Source organism: Pseudomonas sp. KT_2_4 (assembly GCF_041410225.1).
In the GTDB taxonomy this organism is placed as follows: domain Bacteria; phylum Pseudomonadota; class Gammaproteobacteria; order Pseudomonadales; family Pseudomonadaceae; genus Aquipseudomonas; species Aquipseudomonas paracarnis.
In genome coordinates, this window is the sequence record NZ_CP166962.1 from 5147963 (window position 1) to 5164297 (window position 16335).

Annotated in this window: 11 protein-coding genes; 5 read left to right on the forward strand and 6 right to left on the reverse strand. The window is 60.7% G+C overall.

The window, feature by feature from the left end; genetic code table 11:
- Window positions 1–340 precede the first annotated feature (340 nt).
- The gene (locus AB9N64_RS23710; protein ID WP_371359693.1) at window positions 341–2677 is read left to right on the forward strand and encodes a putative bifunctional diguanylate cyclase/phosphodiesterase; all 2337 of its coding nucleotides are present in this window, start codon (window positions 341–343) and stop codon (window positions 2675–2677) included.
- Window positions 2678–2801: 124 nt separating this feature from the next.
- Here AB9N64_RS23710 and AB9N64_RS23715 read toward each other — a convergent pair whose 3' ends face one another.
- The 4 genes from AB9N64_RS23715 to AB9N64_RS23730 form a co-directional block, all read right to left on the reverse strand.
- Complete coding sequence (locus AB9N64_RS23715) at window positions 2802–4211, reverse strand: aspartate aminotransferase family protein (protein WP_371359694.1); 1410 nt, start codon at window positions 4209–4211, stop codon at window positions 2802–2804.
- Window positions 4212–4245: 34 nt separating this feature from the next.
- Complete coding sequence (locus AB9N64_RS23720) at window positions 4246–5091, reverse strand: 2OG-Fe(II) oxygenase (RefSeq protein ID WP_038449041.1); 846 nt, start codon at window positions 5089–5091, stop codon at window positions 4246–4248.
- A 167-nt stretch (window positions 5092–5258) separates the two neighbouring features.
- Entirely contained in the window at window positions 5259–7676 is a 2418-nt protein-coding gene (locus AB9N64_RS23725) for a glucose/quinate/shikimate family membrane-bound PQQ-dependent dehydrogenase (protein ID WP_371359695.1), read from the reverse strand.
- Between the two features lie 481 nt (window positions 7677–8157).
- The gene (locus AB9N64_RS23730; RefSeq protein WP_137270382.1) at window positions 8158–10176 is read right to left on the reverse strand and encodes a TonB-dependent receptor; all 2019 of its coding nucleotides are present in this window, start codon (window positions 10174–10176) and stop codon (window positions 8158–8160) included.
- Between the two features lie 170 nt (window positions 10177–10346).
- On the opposite strand from AB9N64_RS23730, the gene AB9N64_RS23735 reads away from it, so the two are divergent.
- Together AB9N64_RS23735 and AB9N64_RS23740 are read left to right on the forward strand one after the other, a co-directional pair.
- A complete protein-coding gene (locus tag AB9N64_RS23735; protein WP_003188882.1) occupies window positions 10347–10580 on the forward strand; it encodes a VF530 family DNA-binding protein in 234 nt (77 codons plus the stop codon).
- A 4-nt stretch (window positions 10581–10584) separates the two neighbouring features.
- Window positions 10585–11211: a Pr6Pr family membrane protein gene (locus AB9N64_RS23740; protein WP_014717090.1), complete on the forward strand. Its 627-nt coding sequence runs from the start codon at window positions 10585–10587 to the stop codon at window positions 11209–11211.
- 106 nt (window positions 11212–11317) lie between these two features.
- On the opposite strand, the gene AB9N64_RS23745 is transcribed toward AB9N64_RS23740, so the two are convergent.
- A complete protein-coding gene (locus AB9N64_RS23745) occupies window positions 11318–12085 on the reverse strand; it encodes a siderophore-interacting protein (RefSeq protein ID WP_371359696.1) in 768 nt (255 codons plus the stop codon).
- Window positions 12082–12591: a PadR family transcriptional regulator gene (locus tag AB9N64_RS23750; RefSeq protein WP_014717092.1), complete on the reverse strand. Its 510-nt coding sequence runs from the start codon at window positions 12589–12591 to the stop codon at window positions 12082–12084. Before AB9N64_RS23750 ends, AB9N64_RS23745 begins: the two co-directional genes overlap by 4 nt.
- A gap of 491 nt (window positions 12592–13082) precedes the next feature.
- On the opposite strand from AB9N64_RS23750, the gene AB9N64_RS23755 reads away from it, so the two are divergent.
- A complete protein-coding gene (locus tag AB9N64_RS23755) occupies window positions 13083–13580 on the forward strand; it encodes a CS1 type fimbrial major subunit (RefSeq protein ID WP_172832672.1) in 498 nt (165 codons plus the stop codon).
- A 122-nt stretch (window positions 13581–13702) separates the two neighbouring features.
- Window positions 13703–16225: a CS1-pili formation C-terminal domain-containing protein gene (locus tag AB9N64_RS23760; RefSeq protein WP_103451491.1), complete on the forward strand. Its 2523-nt coding sequence runs from the start codon at window positions 13703–13705 to the stop codon at window positions 16223–16225.
- Window positions 16226–16335 lie beyond the last annotated feature (110 nt).

A 16335-nucleotide genomic window follows, 5' to 3' on the forward strand; every position in this document is an offset into this window, starting at 1 on the left:
CTCAATAAATGTAAGCAAGACGCGACCCAGGATCCTCCTTAGGTCGAGTGGCTCCTTATTCAGGGCGCTTACGACGCAGGTTGCCTAGCTGTGAGAAATGACAGTGCCGACGAGCGGCGAGGCATGGCTATGCTTATATTTATGTTGTTTTCGTCAAAAATATGACTACGAAATCCTTGTGTTTATTGGGTTTACTTATCCTCAGTCCCAGCTAACCTGCCTAAATAAAATAATCCATTAAAAAGGATGTTTTTTTGACGCCGGTTAGCAGTCGGCAGGGACGCGTATGACACAAGGAAAGCACGGCCAAGAGCGACGAGCACGGCCCGAGGGCGCGGCCATGCACTGGCGCCACACGTTTCAGACCCGCATAGCCGGGGTGCTGGCGCTGTTGTTACTGGTGGTCGTGGCCGCCACCTATTTTGCCGTGAACGCTGCCACCACTCGGGCGGTGGAGAACCAGGCCGACGTACAGCTGAACACGGGGCGGCAGGTGTTCGAGCGCCTGCTGGACCTGCGCGGGCGGCGCTTGCAGTACGGGTTGGACTGGCTCACCGCCGATGGGCCGTTCAAGCAGGCGGTGGCCGGCGGCCGGACGCTGCCGATCCTGGAGGCCCTGGGCACCCATGGCACCGGGGTCAGTTCCAGCGAAGTGATGGTGCTGGGCCTGGATGACAGGGTCATGGTAAGCACCCTGCTGATGCAGACGCGCGGCCAGCTGTTCCCGTATGCCGATGCCTTGCGCAAGGCGCGGCGCAGCGGCCAGCAAATGTTGATCGTCGCCATGGCCGGGCGCCCCTATTTGCTGGTGCAAAAAGATGTGCTCGGGCCTGCGCCGATCGCACGCGTGGTCATGGGCTTTCCCATGGACACGCAATTCGCCCATGAACTGCGCTCCATGAGCAACCTGGAGGTGTCGTTCCTCAGTGTGCAGGACGGCCATCTCGGTCAGCTGTTCACCACCCACCCTGGCAATTGGCGCCCAAGCATCATCAGCCTCTTGCATGGCACGCAGGTCGATCCTGAGGCGAAGATCCAGCTGTTCCATGGCCAGCGTGTGCTCAGCCAAGTGTTGCCCTTGGCCAACAGCGGCGAAGGCGATGAAGTGCGCGTGTTGCTGCAAAGCCCGCTGGACCATGCGCTGGAATCCTTCGCGCCGCTGGACCGGCAGTTCATGGGGATTGCCCTGGCGGTGCTGCTGGTCTCGCTGGCGGTGGCATTATTCCTGGCGCGGCGAGTGTCACGCCCGCTCAATGCGCTGGTGCAAGCCGCTGAACGGATCGGGGCCGGTGACTACCGCACCCCGGTGCGGGTGCGCAGCCACGACGAGTTCGGCCTGCTGGCGCGTGCGTTCAATGCCATGCAAAGCGGCATCGCCCTGCGCGAGCGGCAACTGGCCCACAATGCCTTGCATGACCCGCTCACCGGCCTGCCCAACCGCGCCCTGGCCATGGAGCGCCTGGGCAGCGCGATCAGCGCACGGCGGCCGGTGGTGTTGCTGTACGTGGGGATTGAAAACTACCGGGTCATCAACGAAGGGTTTGGCCCCGAAGGTGTCGAGCACATGTTGTGCGAGGCCAGCCGCTGCTTGTCCAGCAGCCTGTTGGCCAGCGACACCGCAGCACGCATCGCCGGCAGTGAGTTTCTGTTGTTGCTGGAAAACACCGAGATCGACTCAGCCGTGGCCCGCGCCGACCAGTTGCATGGGGCGTTGACCGAACCCCTGCGCATCGGCAATGACGAAGTGCGCCATGAAGTGAGCATCGGCATCGCCGCGTACCCTGCTGATGGGCAGCAGGTGGAAGAGTTGATCAACCGCGCGGCCATCGCCCGGCACGACGCGGCTAACCTGCCGGGGCATTTGCAGATCTACCAACCGGACCGCGACCTCGCCCACCAACGCCAGATCACCCTGATTCGCGACTTGCGCCGCGCCGTGATCGAAGGCGAGTTGTTCCTGTGCTACCAACCCAAGCTCGACCTGCGGCACGGGCACGTGGGCCAGGCCGAAGCCTTGCTGCGCTGGCAACACGCGACGCTGGGGCAAGTGTCTCCGGGGGAGTTCATTCCGTTGGCCGAACGCACTGGCAGCATGGGTGCCCTGACCCTGTGGGTGATCGAGGAAGCCATCCGCCAGATTGCCGAATGGGCGCAGCGTGGGCTGGTTATCCAACTGTCGGTGAATATCTCCGTGAACGACTTGGCGGATGATGACTTGGCGATTCGCGTCACTGCGCTATTGGCCCAATACCACGTGGACGCCGAGCATTTGATTTTTGAAATCACCGAGAGCGCCATCATGCACAACCCGCAGCAGGCCCTCAGCGTGCTGGAGCAGCTGCGCAATTGCGGAATCAGCCTGTCGGTGGATGATTTCGGCACCGGCTACTCGTCCCTCGCCCAATTGCAGCGCCTACCGGTGCAAGAGCTGAAGATCGACCAGTCCTTTGTGCGCAACCTCGACAGCACCAGTGGCGACGGCGTGATCGTGCGTTCCACCATCGAGATGAGTCATAGCCTGGGGCTCAAGGTGGTGGCCGAGGGCGTGGAGTTCGAGCACAGCCTCACCTTGCTCAAACGCTGGAACTGCGACACGGCCCAGGGCTACCTGATCAGCCGGCCGCTCAACGCCATGGCGTTCGAGCGGTGGTTGCGCCGTGAGCAGGTGCCAACCTAGACAGTTTGACTGTGGCGAGGGAGCTTGCTCCCGCTGGAGTGCGAAGCGCTCCCAGGATTTTCGGGCCGCTGCGCAGCCCAGCGGGAGCAAGCTCCCTCGCCACAGGGGGCTACTTTGGCAGCGTTCAAGCGACCAGGGTTTGCAATCGCACCCACAACCTCTGGACATGCTGATGCTCGGTGCCCAGCGCGCCGATGGACACCCTCACCATCCAGCGCTCATCGAGGAGGGCGGGGGTGACGTAGGCATCGCCTGACTGGTTGAGTTTTTCTGCCCAGGCTCGGGTGTGATGGTCCAGTGCCTGGCCTTGCAAACCCGGCGGCTCATGGCGAATGCACAAGGTTTGCAAGGCGGGCTTGGCCACCAGCGTCCAGTATTCGCTGGCTTCGATCTGCTCTGCCAGCCAGCGCGCATTGGCCAGGTCTCGCCGCAACCGCGCTTGCAGGCCGCTGACGCCTTGCTCGCGTATCAGGAACCACAACTTCAATGCGCGGAAACGGCTGCCCAGAGAGATCCGCCAGTCACGGTAGTTTCGCACTTGGCCGTCTGCGCTGGACTGCAGGTAACTCGGGTTGGTGGTCATGATGCGAATCAAATGCTCGGGGTCGCGCACGAAATACACCGAGCAATCGAAGGCCGCGCCCAGCCATTTGTGCGGGTTGAGCACTAGGGAGTCAGCCTTTTCGATGCCATCCCACAAGGCCCGGCATTCTGGCAGGATCATCGCGGCGCCAGCCATGGCCGAGTCTACATGCAGCCACAGGCCGTGGCGTTGGGTCAGGTCGCCAATGGCCGCCAGAGGGTCGATCGCCATGGCGGCCGTGGTGCCGGTGGTGGCAATCACCACGCAGGGCGTGTTGCCGGCGGCCAGGTCCTGTGCGATGGCGTGCGCCAGTGCCTGGGGCGACATTGCATTGTGTGCATCGGTGGCGATGGTGCGGATATGGTTCTGGCCGAATCCGGCCAGGATCGCCGCCTTGTTGACCGAGCTGTGGGCATGGGCTGAGGTGTAGACGATCAGGGGCGCGCCGCTGTTTTGCAGGCCGTTGTGCATCAGCGCGTAATCGGAGCTGCGTTCCCGGGCGCTGATAAGCGCCACCAGCGTGGACGTGGACGCAGAGTCCTGGATCACACCGCTCCACGTGCTGCCCAGGCCGAGCATGTCGCGCAGCCAATCGGTGGTGACTTCCTCGATTTCGGTGAGGGCCGGGCTGGATTGCCAGGACAACCCAATCACACCCAGGCCGGTGCTCAGGCAATCGCCCAGCACTGAGGACAGTTCCACATTGGAAGGGAAGAACCCGAAGAAACTGGGATGCTGCCAATGCAGCAAGCCGGGCATGATCAGTTTTTCGACATCGCCCATGATCTGTTCGAACGGTTCGGCGGTTTCAGGCGGGCTGACCGGCAGGGCGGCTTTGATCTCGCCAGGTTGGGTGGTGGGCTGCACGCCGCGTTGTTCGATGTTCTGTCGGTAGTCTGCAATCAGGTCGATCATGGCATAGCCATGTTGGCGGAATTCTTCGGGGGTCATAGATAAACGTCCATGTGCACGAGCAATAAAAGTATTAGCACCAGAAGTAAAACGGTTCGCCGGCGTTATAGCCAATAAACGACTGCATGCTGACGCGTTTTCCCGAATCGAACCCACAGATGGCGTGGGGGCGGCGGGTATTGATGAGCACCAGTTCGTTCTGGCGTGGGCGGATGCGCAGCGGTTTTTGTAAACACTGTTCGGGCAGTTGGGCCCCCTCGAAGCGCTTGACCTCCTCATAGCCAAAGGCTTGGGTATCCCAGATGACCAACTCGCCCCCCGAAGGCGGTGTTTGCAGGTAGATATTGGCGCTGAATTGATGCTGCAGTTCAGCGACTGTGCGGGGCAGGCAATCCACATGGGGCACCGTTTCCGAGAGGTGCGCCGTCTCCGGGAACATGACGCGGATGATCCCGCAAAACATTGGGCGGCCCTGGAACGCAGCGGCTGTTGCACCTTGCGGCCAGAGCGCCTGGAACTGTTCCATCAGCTGTTGAATGGGCGGCGTTTGCGGCGCACAGAGGCTGTCGATAAGGCCGCGCATACGGGCCGCGTCTGCATAATATTTTTCTTGGGCGTCACCGCCGGCGGCCTTGCCGTACGTGGAGTTGAACGGCGTGCCCCAGCGATGCACACCGTAGAAGTGCTGAACGACGCGCCCCTCTTCGTAGGTTTCATGGCCGTAGTGTTCCAGGGTGGCGGTATCGTCGATGGCCTGAATCAACCGTGCGCTGGTGGTTGCGTTGGCAAACTCAGGTACCCGAATGGCAAGCACTTCGCCACTGATGAGTTTTTTCAAACTGGCAGTATTGAGGTGTTCAAGCTCCAGGATTTTTGTGGGGGTGGAAAGCATCGGTTTTGTAGCGACATGGTCCGTCATGCAGTGAAGCTCCCTTTAAAGTTTTATCCGTACGCCTTTTGTATTACGCAGGGCGTGCGCACTAAATTAGTTTTAAAGGGCTGAGGGGAAACGCTGGGGCATTTTCGGCAGGCAAAAAAAAGCGGCTGCCCATTCGGGCCGCCGCTTTTTTGTACCGCCAGCGTTGCTTAATCCGGCAGTTTGAACGCCATTACATAGTCACCCTGCTTGGTCCCCAGGGAACCGTGACCGCCCGCCATGACCAGCACGTATTGCTTGCCGTCCTTGCCGGTGTAGGTCATCGGGGTGGTTTGCGCGCCTGCAGGCAGGCGGCCTTCCCACAGTTGCTTGCCGTTCTTCACGTCATAGGCACGCAGGTACTGGTCCAGGGTACCGCTGAGGAACGCGACGCCACCGGCGGTGGTGAACGTACCGCCCAGGCTAGGCACGCCCATGGTCAGTGGGATTGGAACCGGCGAGCTATCACGCACGGTGCCGTTCTTGTGCATCCAGATGGTCTGGTGGGTGGTCAGGTCGACCGCCGCCACGTAGCCCCAGGCCGGTGCCTGGCACGGCAGGCCCATCGGCGACAGCAGCGCTTCAAGGATCACACCATACGGGGCGCCTTTGTTCGGCTGCACGCCTTCGGTTTCGCTGACGCGTGGGCCTTGCTTGGCAATGTCGGCAGCCGGGATCAGCTTCGATTTGAACGCCATGTAGCTTGGGTTCACGAAGGCGATCTGGCGCACCGGGTCAACCGAGATGCCGCCCCAGTCGAACACGCCGAAGTTGCCTGGGTACACGATCGAACCTTGCAGGGACGGCGGTGTGAACGGGCCGTCGTAGCGCATGGATTTGAAGTCGATCCGGCACAGCATCTGATCGAACGGGGTCACGCCCCACATGTCGCGTTCTTTCAACGGCGGCGGCATGAAGTTCAGGTCGGACTTGGGTTGGGTAGGGGAGGTGCGGTCGCCCGCCACTGCGCCTTGTGGCACCGGGATTTCATTGACGGGCACCACTGGCTGGCCAGTGGCGCGGTCCAGCACGTAGATGCTGCCTTGCTTGGTCGACGCCATCACTGCCTGCTTCACGCCCGCAGCGGTCTTGATGTCGATCAGCGAAGGCTGGCCGCCCACGTCCATGTCCCACAGGTCGTGGTGGGTGAACTGGAAGGTCCACTTCACGTGGCCGGTGTCGATGTCCAGGGCGGTCAGGCCAGCGGCGTACTTCTCGGACTCATCGGTACGGTCGCCGCCGTACTGGTCGGGCATCTGGTTGCCCATCGGCAGGTAGAGCATGCCGAGTTTTTCATCCACGGCGAACATGGACCACATGTTCGGCGAGTTGCGGGTGTAGGTCTTGCCCTCGGCCAACGGGGTGGTGTCGTCCGGGTTGCCGCTGTCCCAGTTCCACACCAGCTTGCCGGTGTGCACGTCGAACGCGCGGATCACGCCGCTTGGCTCGTCGATGGAAACGTTGTCGGTCACGTGACCGCCGATCACGACCAGGTTCTTGGTCACGGCCGGTGGCGACGTGGAGTAGTAACCGCCTGGGGCGAAGCTACCGATGTTGGCACGCAGGTCGACCTGACCTTTGTCACCGAAGTCTTCGCATATCTTGCCGGTGTCGGCGTTCAGGGCGATCAGACGGGTGTCGGCGGTCGGCACGAAGATGCGTTTCGGGCAGGCATTCGGAGCGGCGGCCGGGCTGGCAGTGCCAGTCGGGCTCTGCTCGGAAGCGTAGGCGGCGTCATCGTGGTACGACACGCCACGGCAGGTCATGTGCGCCCAACCTTTGAAGCTCTCAGCACCCTGGGTGGTGATCTTCGGGTCGAAACGCCAGATTTCCTTGCCGGTATCCGGGTCCAGGGCAATCACTTGGCTGTGCGGTGTGCACACGTAGAGCATGCCATTGACTTTCAGCGGGGTATTTTCCGCGGTGGTTTCACCGGGATCGCCTGGGCCAGGGATGTCGCCCGTGCGATAAGTCCATGCCGGCACCAGCTTATGGGCGTTCTCCGGGGTGATCTGTGCCAGTGGCGAGTAACGGTCACCGAAGGCCGAGCGGCCATAGGAGTTCCAGTCGCCATCGGCCTGGGTTGGCGCAGCGCTGGCCATACCCGGCACCGCGTCGCGGTCCAGTTGGCCGGTCTTGACCATTTCACCTGGGTTGGTGAATTGGCTGGCCAGGGCGGTCGCGCCCGCCAGCACCACGGCAACGCTCAGCGCGCCGGTACCCAGCGGGGCCGCTTGGCCACGCAGCAACGGACGACGAAACCACGGCAACAGCATGACGATGCCCAAGGCGAACAGCAGGGCCAGGCGCGGCACCAACTGCCACCAGTCCAGGCCGACTTCCCACAAGGCCCACACGGTGCTGGCGAACAACACCAGTGCGTACAAGCCCAGCGCGGCGCGGCGGGTGGCCAGCAGCAACACGCCGGTCAGGGTGATGCCGATACCGGCGAGCAGGTAGTACAGCGACCCGCCGAGCATGCTCAGCTTGACGCCGCCAGCCAGCAAGGCCAGCCCCATGATCAGCAGCAAGACGCCTAGCAGCCTGGGCAACAGGCGGCTTGGGCTTGAGGCACCATCAGTGCTCATAGTGTGTTTCTCCGTTACGTTGGAATTATGTAACCCCGTGCTTCACTCACTGTAGATGACGATTCGGCTCGGGCTTGGTTCATCGTTATTTTTGGTTTTTTCTGTGGGTAACCGGGTTATCCACAGGCAGGCAATAAACTCCCGAGCGCAGGTCGGATTAAGACAGCGCTGTCTTTGAGCAAAAAGAGATTCGGCAAAAGGAGTCGACCGGGAGCTGAAGCGTTTCAGATTGTTGCGAAGGATAATGCGGCGGGGCGTTTTGAGAAAGGGTGAATCGCAAGATGCATCATTTCAGTTTTGGTAACAGTGACAGATAGTCGCCCCGATCCCGATCAGTCAAGCGAACGCAATGCTCAACGCAACGACGTTCAAATGTGGGAGCTGGCTTGCCTGCGAAGACGTCGGCCCAGCAAACATTGATGTTGACTGACCCAACGCTTTCGCGAGCAAGCCCGCTCCCACAGGGGATTTTCGGTGATGATTAGAAGGTAGTGCGAACGCCGAACTGCACGCTTCTACCTGGCGCCGGCGCGATATCGCGCAGGATCGAGCTGGCATAGCGCACGGTCTGGTTGGTCAGGTTTTCTCCGTTGACGAAGGCCAGCCACTGGCTGCCACCCACATTGAAGCGATACCCCGCGCTGGCGCCGAGGGTGGTGTAGCCATCGGTGCCGCTTTCGTTATCCGGCACACGCCCTTGGCCCGCGGCATGTTCCACGTCGATACGCGCTTGCCAGCGATCCAGTTCCCACAGCAAGCCGCTGTTCAAACGCAATGGCGCAATGCGCGGCAAGGCTTCGCCGGTGTCCAGGTTGGTGGCGCGGGTGTAGTCGCCCGACAGTTCCAGCGCAAACTTGCCGTAGGCGCCTTCGCCGAGCTTCCAGTGATCCTGGGCTTCGAAGCCGGCGAAGCGTGCTCGTACGCCAGAATATTCGTACTCGGGAATACCGCCCGCGTCCTCTTCACCTTCGTCGTTTAGCGTACGGCCAGTGCCGAGCAAACCGATGTAATTGGAGAAGCGGCTATAGAACACGCCAAAGCTGCCCTTGTGGGTGCCGTTGTCAAAGCGCAGCGCCAGGTCGCTGGACACGGCTTTTTCTTTCTTCAGGTTGGCATCGCCCAACTCATAGGTGCCGGTGGCGACGTGGGCGCCGTTGGCATACAGCTCGTAGAAGGTCGGTGCGCGTTCGGTGTAGCCCAGGGTGGCGGCCAGGGACCAGACCGGCGTAAGGGTGTAGACAGCGCCAGACGACAAGCTGCCGGCGGTGAAGTTATTGCTCTTGTCGGCATTGGCAAAACGCTCGTTGCCTTTGGCGTTCGGGTCGACGCTGGTGTGTTCCACGCGTGCGCCGAGGCTGAGTTTCAGGCGTTCAGTGGCTTGCATTTCTTCGAGGATAAACAGCGCGCCGGCGTTGGTGTCGCTCTGTGGCACGAAAGCTTCTTCGCCCAGGGCCGAGAATTCGTTGCGCGTCACTTGGGCGCCGACCACGCCATCGAACGGGCCAATCGGCTGGTGTCGGGCTTCAACGCGGGCTTCATAGCCTTTGTTCTTGAAGGTGGTGCCGGTTTCGCCGCCTTCGATTTCCCGGTGTTCGTAGTCGGTGTAACCGGCGTCTATTTTCACCGAGGTAAACGGCCCTTGCAGGTTGCGGATCTCGGACGCAAAGGCGTAGTGGTCCTGTTTCATGCGGATGCGCACATCCTGCTCGGCGGGTGAGCCGTAGTTACTGTCGTAATTGCTGTAGGACAGCCCGGCATAACCATCGTCCCAGGTGTAGGAACCGCCCACCGCACCGCCGTCCTGGCGCCCATTGCTGTTGCCCAGGCGCCCGTTTTTGCCGGGGCCGTTCTCGCTCTCCGGTGCATGCCGGCTGCGGGCATAGCCTGGGATTTTCAAGTCATTGAACTCGCGCCCATTGGCATCCAGATGCAAAGCGAAGGTACCGTTACCGGCCTCCAACTTGCCCGCGCTGCTGCGGGTGGTGTCGGCACCGCCGTAGCGCAACTCGCCAGCGCCATGGATGCCTTCGATGGCCTCGGTGGGGATGCGATTGTCGAAGGTGTTGACCACCCCACCGATGGCGCTGCCGCCGTACAGCAGGGCGGCCGGGCCCCGCACGATTTCGATGCGGTCAATGTTGATCGGGTCCAGCGGTACCGCGTGGTCGTAGGACAGCGACGAGGCATCCAGCGCCCCCACACCGTTGCGCAGAATACGAATGCGGTCGCCGTCCTGGCCGCGAATGATCGGGCGGCTGGCCCCCGGGCCAAAGTACGAAGACGACACACCCGGCTGCTTGTTCAGGGTTTCACCGAGGCTGCCTTTTTGTTGCAGGGTCAGGTCATCGCCAGTCAGCACAGTGGTGGGCGAGGCCAGCTGTTCGCTGCCCAGCGGGTTGCCGGTGACCACTTGGGGTGGCAGTTCCAGGGCATGGGCCTGGGAGCCAATCAACAGGGCGGCGGCGAGGGGCGACAAGCGCCAGAGAGAAGGCAGCGACATCGGAGATTCCTGGGCAAAATGACTGATAATTTAAGTTACAATATAACATCTCTTTTTTGTGTAGAAGGGGAACTTTTCCTGGCGGGCTATATTCAATGCGATGCTTCCACCTGCACGCCCCGTCGGCTAAGGTGCGCGGCTGTGTTTCCTCTTTTTGCAAAAGGCCTGGCATGACCGCGACAAGCAACGACCCGCTCCACGGTGTGACCCTGCAACACGTGCTCACCACCCTGGTGGAGCATTACGAGTGGAGCGGCTTGGCCGAGCGCATTGATATCCGCTGCTTCAAGAGTGACCCGAGCATCAAGTCGAGCCTGACTTTCCTGCGCAAAACCCCGTGGGCGCGGGAAAAGGTCGAAGGTTTGTACGTCAAGCTGATGCGTACCAAGCGCCCCCTGGATTGAAAGCATGAAGCGCTTTGTCGCGACGGCAGCCTTGGCCGGTTGGGTGGGGTTGGCGATCCAGCAATACCTGATTCTCTATTCGCGCTGGACCAGTGGCGCGAGCTTGCTGGGCGGCCTGATCAGTTTCTTCAGCTTCTTCACCGTGCTGACCAATACCCTGGTGGTCGTGGTGCTCAGCTACGCGCTGGTCAAGCGCGACTCTGGCGCCAAGCGGTTTTTCCTCGCGCCTCGCATCAGTAGCGCGATTGCCGCGAGCATCGTGGTGGTAAGCCTGGCCTACAACCTGCTGCTGCGGCATCTGTGGAGCCCGCAAGGCTTTCAATTTATCGCCGATGAGTTGCTGCACGACGTCATGCCGTTGTTGTTTGTGGTGTATTGGTGGCGGTGTGTGCCCAAGGGTACGTTGCGGCTCAAACACATTGCCGGCTGGGTGATCTACCCATTGGTGTACTTCGGTTATGTGCTGCTGCGGGGGCATATGCTCGGGCAGTATCAGTACCCGTTCATGGATGTGGACAGCCTCGGTTATCCACAGGTGTTTGTGAATGCCGCAGGGATTTTGGCAGGGTTCATCGTCATCGCGTTGGCGATCATTGGCCTGGACAAGCGCCTCAAATCCCCCTCGATTTAAAGTGAGCACCATTAATGTGGGAGCTGGCTTGCCTGCGATAGCATCACCTCGGTGTACCTGATAAACCGAGGTGCTTGCATCGCAGGCAAGCCAGCTCCCACCTTAATCATTCTTCTTCGCTGCCCTCAGCACGCCAGTAACCCACGGCCTTGAGGTATTCCTCGTTGACCTTGTGCGTGTCCAGCAGTACCCGCCGTACCTGGCGCGACAGCTTGGTTTCGGTGGCGACGAAGCTGTACAACGCCCCGCTGGGCAGCGTCAGGTTGCGCACTACATCGAGCAGGTCATCGTGGCCGCGCAGAACCCAGATCACCTCGAGTTCGGCTGCGCTGCCGAGCACCTGTTGTTCCGCCGCATCGGCGATTTCAATCACCGCCAGCACCTTGCGCCCGGTCGGTAATTCTTCCAGGCGTCGACCGATGGCGGGCAGGGCGGTTTCATCACCGATCAGCAGGTAGCTGTCGAAGATGTCCGGCACGATCATCGAACCCCTTGGCCCACCGATATACAGATGCTGGCCGACCCGTGCCTGCTCGGCCCAGGTGGAGGCAGGGCCATCGCCGTGCAGCACGAAGTCGATGTCCAGCTCGCCGATGTCCAGGTCGTAACGCCGTGGCGTGTAGTCGCGCATGGCGGGTTGCGGGCCGTCGCCCTTGATGGCGAACGTCGGGCTTTCCAGCGCCGCTTGTTCGGCGGCGTTCTGCGGGAACAGCAGTTTGATGTGATCGTCGCTGCCCAGGCTGATGAAACCTGCCAGTTCCGGCCCACCCAAGGTGATACGGCGCATACGCGGGGTGATATCCACCACCCGCAGTACTTGCAGGCGGCGGCGTTTGATGTCGTGGGTCACGCGATGGATGGCTTGTGTGGTCATTGATCTCTCCCGTCGGCAATAGCTTGGGCGGTGCCGTTGAGCAGCGCCGCGACACGAACGATTTCTTCCGGGCTCCAGTGCCCGTGGTGTGAGTGCAAGGCATGGCGCAGGTTGTGCACCGCCTCGTGGATCTCGGGTGGGCGGTCGTGCCCGCGCAGCGAGCGCTTGCTGACATCGATACGCATGCGCACGCCGTCCAGGGCAACGGCTTGCTCGCTTAAGAAGAGACGACCGGCGTCGGTGATTGTGTAGCGCTTTTTTCCGCCATCGGCGTCGCCGCTGATCAACTCGCTCTCTTCAAGAAAGGTCAGGGTGGGGTAGATCACGCCGGGGCTGGGGCTGTAGGCGCCGTCGAACAAGCCTTCGATGCGGCGGATCAGGTCGTAGCCGTGGCAGGGCTGTTCAGCGATGAGGGCTAATAGCAGCAGCTTGAGGTCGCCTGGGGCGAACACCCGGGGGCCACGGCCACCCCGTTTTTCAAATTCGCCGCGATGATCATGCTTCATGTAGGGCTTCTCTGCTCAGGTTTAGATATAACGTAAGATATATCTTATGTCGTTGGTAGCCTATGGCGACCAACGGTCGTGGCAGCGTGAGACGCAGCCGGAAATCGGAATATGTGAATAGACGAATAGCGTCTTTAGAGTTATAACTTTAATTAGAGTTGGCGCTCCAATTCAAGCTAAGTGTCGTGAGTTTTTTATCGAGTGTATGTATGGTGTAGTCCAGTTCTTACAGTGGTTTTCAGGTTATGCTTTTACTGTCGTGTAGCCTGTTTCTTACAGCGGATTTTAAAGTTTGGTCAAAGTGCCATGTTTTTCCCGCGCGCCCTGATTACAAGGGCTACGAGCGTGTGAGAAGAAGACTGCATACCTGCTTTTAATTTTATTGAATGATTGTTTGGCGTTGTGTGGTTCAACTAACCAGCGGCGTAATTCGTTGTTGAGGTGGTACTTGGCAACGAACCAATCAATGTTAATAAATGCAGGTACTGATCATGTTCAAGAAGTTTGCTGTTGCTGTTCCCCTGGCTGTTTTGGCTTTGTCTTCCTCGGTAACAGCTATCGCTGCAGGTGAAGCCAGTCACACCGTCAACCTCAAGGCAAACATCCCGACCACCGTGTTCCACGCACAACCGCGTGACCCGAACTGGGGCCGTGACGAAACCATGAGCTACAACCTGGTCAGCGGCGAGTTGGCTCCGTTGAGCGCCATCTACGATCTCAAGAACACCAACGGTTCGGTACACGCTTACATCGAAGGTGGCCCGGCTGTGTTGTTCAATGGTGACGTGTCGCAGAACATCCCGCTCACCACCAGCCTCAATGGCGTCACGCTGACCGGCACCCCCCAGGAAGTAGTCAATGAAGCCGACTCCACCCCTGGCGTGGGTGCTGAAATGCGCATCGTCGCGGCCAAACCGTCGGCCACCCAGCGTGGTTCCTACACCGCGGTGATGCCGGTGGTGTTCGACGCGGTATTGCCAACGCCTTGAAACCCATAAGTGCCCGCGACGTACGGGCACCCCTTGTATGACTTGCAGGTCGGCTGATTTTTCCTCCTCGGTCTGCCGACCTGATTTTCATTTTTGGCCCTGGCATTCCGAGTATTCCGTTCATGTTTCCGATGACGCCTATCGCGGCAGCGCTTGCGCTGTTGGTGTGTACGAGTGCCCTGGCAGCGCCCGCCACTTCTGGCGCTGCCACCCCCGGCAGCCTGATTTCTCAGGCCCAAGGCTTGCCCGCAGGGTTTGCCGACCATTTTTTTGATGTGCCGCTGGCGGTGCGTGTGGACCTGGACCAACAACTGCTCGGCGAAGCCTTGATCGTGTTGTCTCAAGACGACCGCGTGACCCTTCTGGAATTTACCGATACCGGTGACAGTAAAGTCCCGGCGGCCACCCGCGACACCTGGCAGGCCGTGCTGGAACAAGGCGTGGCGCTGGGCGCCTGCACCCAGTCCTGCCCGCAAAAAATGATCTCGGCGTACTACAACCTCGAAAGCTCGCAGTTGTCGATCCTGACGCAAAACGTCGAATTGGCAGACGACACCCCGCGTTTCTATGACCAACCGGAAGGCGGCAGCCTGGGGTTGATCATCAATAACCAGCTCAATCTCAATGGCAGCCAGCAAGACAGCCTGGGTGGCCGCTATGGCCTGCAAGCCAGCTCCAGCGTGGGTAACTGGAGCCAGGTGTTCAACCTGCAGTTGGCCCGCCAGAGTGGCGATGAGGCGCAAATGCGTCATGCGATCCACGAGCTGTACACCCAGCGCGAACTGCAAGGGCAGTTTTTCCGCCTGGGCCACTTCACGCCGAATTCCGATGGCCTCACCCGTCAACTGCGCAGCTTCGGCGCCAGCCCCGATACGGCGCTGGGTGTGATGTATGGCAGTTCCGACACGTTGGCGATCAATGACGCCAAGCCCAGCGTGTATCCGATCTACGTCACCGCCAGTCGGCAGGCGGCGGTAGAGATTTATCGCAATGGCTTGTTGATCAACACCCAGTCGGTGACGGCCGGCCTGCAAACCCTGGACACCCGGCCACTGCCGGGCGGCATCTATGAGGTCGAAGTGCGCCTGGTGGAAGATGGTCTCACCACCAGCACCAGCCAGGAACTGGTGTACAAGCCCAGCAACTGGCGCAACGCCGACGACCCGTGGCGCTACAACCTGTTTGCCGGGCGCGAGACCAAGCTGTTCAGCAACTGGGATGAGCAGGCCTCCGGCGCGATCACCGCCGGTGCGTCACTCAACTACCTGGTGCATCCGCGCGTGATCCTCGGCCTGTCCGCTCGCCAGGTGCGCGAGCAACTGCAGTACGGCGGCTCGGTGGATTGGACCGTGGCCGGCAATACCAGCCTCTACGCCAACCTGTATCAAACCCAGGAACATGGCACTGGCATGGACCTGCAAGGGCTTTACAGTTTCGGTGCGACCAACCTGGTGTTCAGCCATAACCGCAGTTGGCTCGACACTCGCGACACTTACGAAACCCTGCCCGACGGTACACGCCTGCGGCGCAACACCTTCGTCGGCCAGGCGAGCAATTCTGCCCTGTCGGTCAACCACCGCCTCGACGCACAGAACACCTTGAACCTGCGGGTTTCCCACAGCCAGGGCAATGTGGAAGGGGCAGGCGTGGACTTGGGCTGGAGCCGCCACGACAAACTGTTCGGCAGTGATGCCAACTGGCGTTTCTCGGTATTCGACCGACCGGGCAGCAGCGGCACCAACGACCAACGCAACCGTGGCGTCGACGTGACCCTGAGCATGAACCTGGGCACAGACGGCCGGCAGATTTCCGGCAGCGTCGGCACCCGCACCGCCCGCGATGGTGGGCGTGACAACAACGCCTCGCTGACGATTCGCCAGGACCTCACCGACCACGTGCTGCAAAGCGTTTCGGCCACAGCCATAACCGACACCTACGGCGTCGGCTTGTCGAGTATGGCCAGCTTCAGTACCGATGCGCTCAGTGGTGACGGCTTTGTGCAGCGCAGCTCCTTCAACGGTGATTTCAGCGGTGGCTTGAACCTCAACAGCACGTTCGTCGCGGGCGCCGGCAAGATGTTGCTGAGCAGCCAGTACCAGGGCAATGGGGCAGGCATGATCATCGATGTGGAAACCGACCTCGACGAAATTGCCCTGCGCGCCGACGACCTTGGCGGCGGCAGCGCTGTGTTGCGGCCAGGGCGCAACTATGTGCCGGTCTCGGCCTACAAGAGCAGCAGCGTGAGCTTCGACTTCGAAGGCAATCACCCGCCGGCGGCCAATATCCAGCCCACCCGTTCCAGTTACCACTTGAACAAGGGCGGTGTGGACTACCGCAAGGTCACCGTGATGAAAACCGTCACCGTACTCGGTCGCTTGCTGGACGGGCGAGGCGCGCCGCTCAAGGGGCATCACGTGATCAACCACGCCAGCCGCGGCGTCAGCGAAGTGGACGGGTTTTTCTCCATGGAGATGAGTTCCAGTTCACCGACCCTGCAAGTGCGCTACCAGAACCAGTTGCTCTGCCAGTTCCGCCTCGACCCGAGGCATACGACCAATGAAAACGATGTGTTGATGATCGGTGATCTGCGTTGCACGCCGGACACGCTGGCTGAAGCTAACCACAAGGCCGACACCGCCGGTTGACGGCGGCTTGGATGGGATTCGATGACTTTTATCACTGCAATAAAAACACTGTTGAGGCCGATGCCCCTGGCACTCGCACTCGGCTGTACGAGCTTGACGGCGCAGGCGTT

Bases quoted from the DNA above. Each gene is read 5' to 3' on its own strand.
- AB9N64_RS23725 (WP_371359695.1), bottom strand. From the start codon at position 7,676: ATGAGCACTGATGGTGCCTCAAGCCCAAGCCGCCTGTTGCCCAGGCTG.
- AB9N64_RS23760 (WP_103451491.1), top strand. From the start codon at position 13,703: ATGTTTCCGATGACGCCTATCGCGGCAGCGCTTGCGCTGTTGGTGTGT.
- AB9N64_RS23740 (WP_014717090.1), top strand. From the start codon at position 10,585: ATGAAGCGCTTTGTCGCGACGGCAGCCTTGGCCGGTTGGGTGGGGTTG.
- AB9N64_RS23715 (WP_371359694.1), bottom strand. From the start codon at position 4,211: ATGACCCCCGAAGAATTCCGCCAACATGGCTATGCCATGATCGACCTG.
- AB9N64_RS23710 (WP_371359693.1), top strand. From the start codon at position 341: ATGCACTGGCGCCACACGTTTCAGACCCGCATAGCCGGGGTGCTGGCG.
- AB9N64_RS23750 (WP_014717092.1), bottom strand. From the start codon at position 12,591: ATGAAGCATGATCATCGCGGCGAATTTGAAAAACGGGGTGGCCGTGGC.
- AB9N64_RS23755 (WP_172832672.1), top strand. From the start codon at position 13,083: ATGTTCAAGAAGTTTGCTGTTGCTGTTCCCCTGGCTGTTTTGGCTTTG.
- AB9N64_RS23720 (WP_038449041.1), bottom strand. From the start codon at position 5,091: ATGACGGACCATGTCGCTACAAAACCGATGCTTTCCACCCCCACAAAA.
- AB9N64_RS23730 (WP_137270382.1), bottom strand. From the start codon at position 10,176: ATGTCGCTGCCTTCTCTCTGGCGCTTGTCGCCCCTCGCCGCCGCCCTG.
- AB9N64_RS23745 (WP_371359696.1), bottom strand. From the start codon at position 12,085: ATGACCACACAAGCCATCCATCGCGTGACCCACGACATCAAACGCCGC.
- AB9N64_RS23735 (WP_003188882.1), top strand. From the start codon at position 10,347: ATGACCGCGACAAGCAACGACCCGCTCCACGGTGTGACCCTGCAACAC.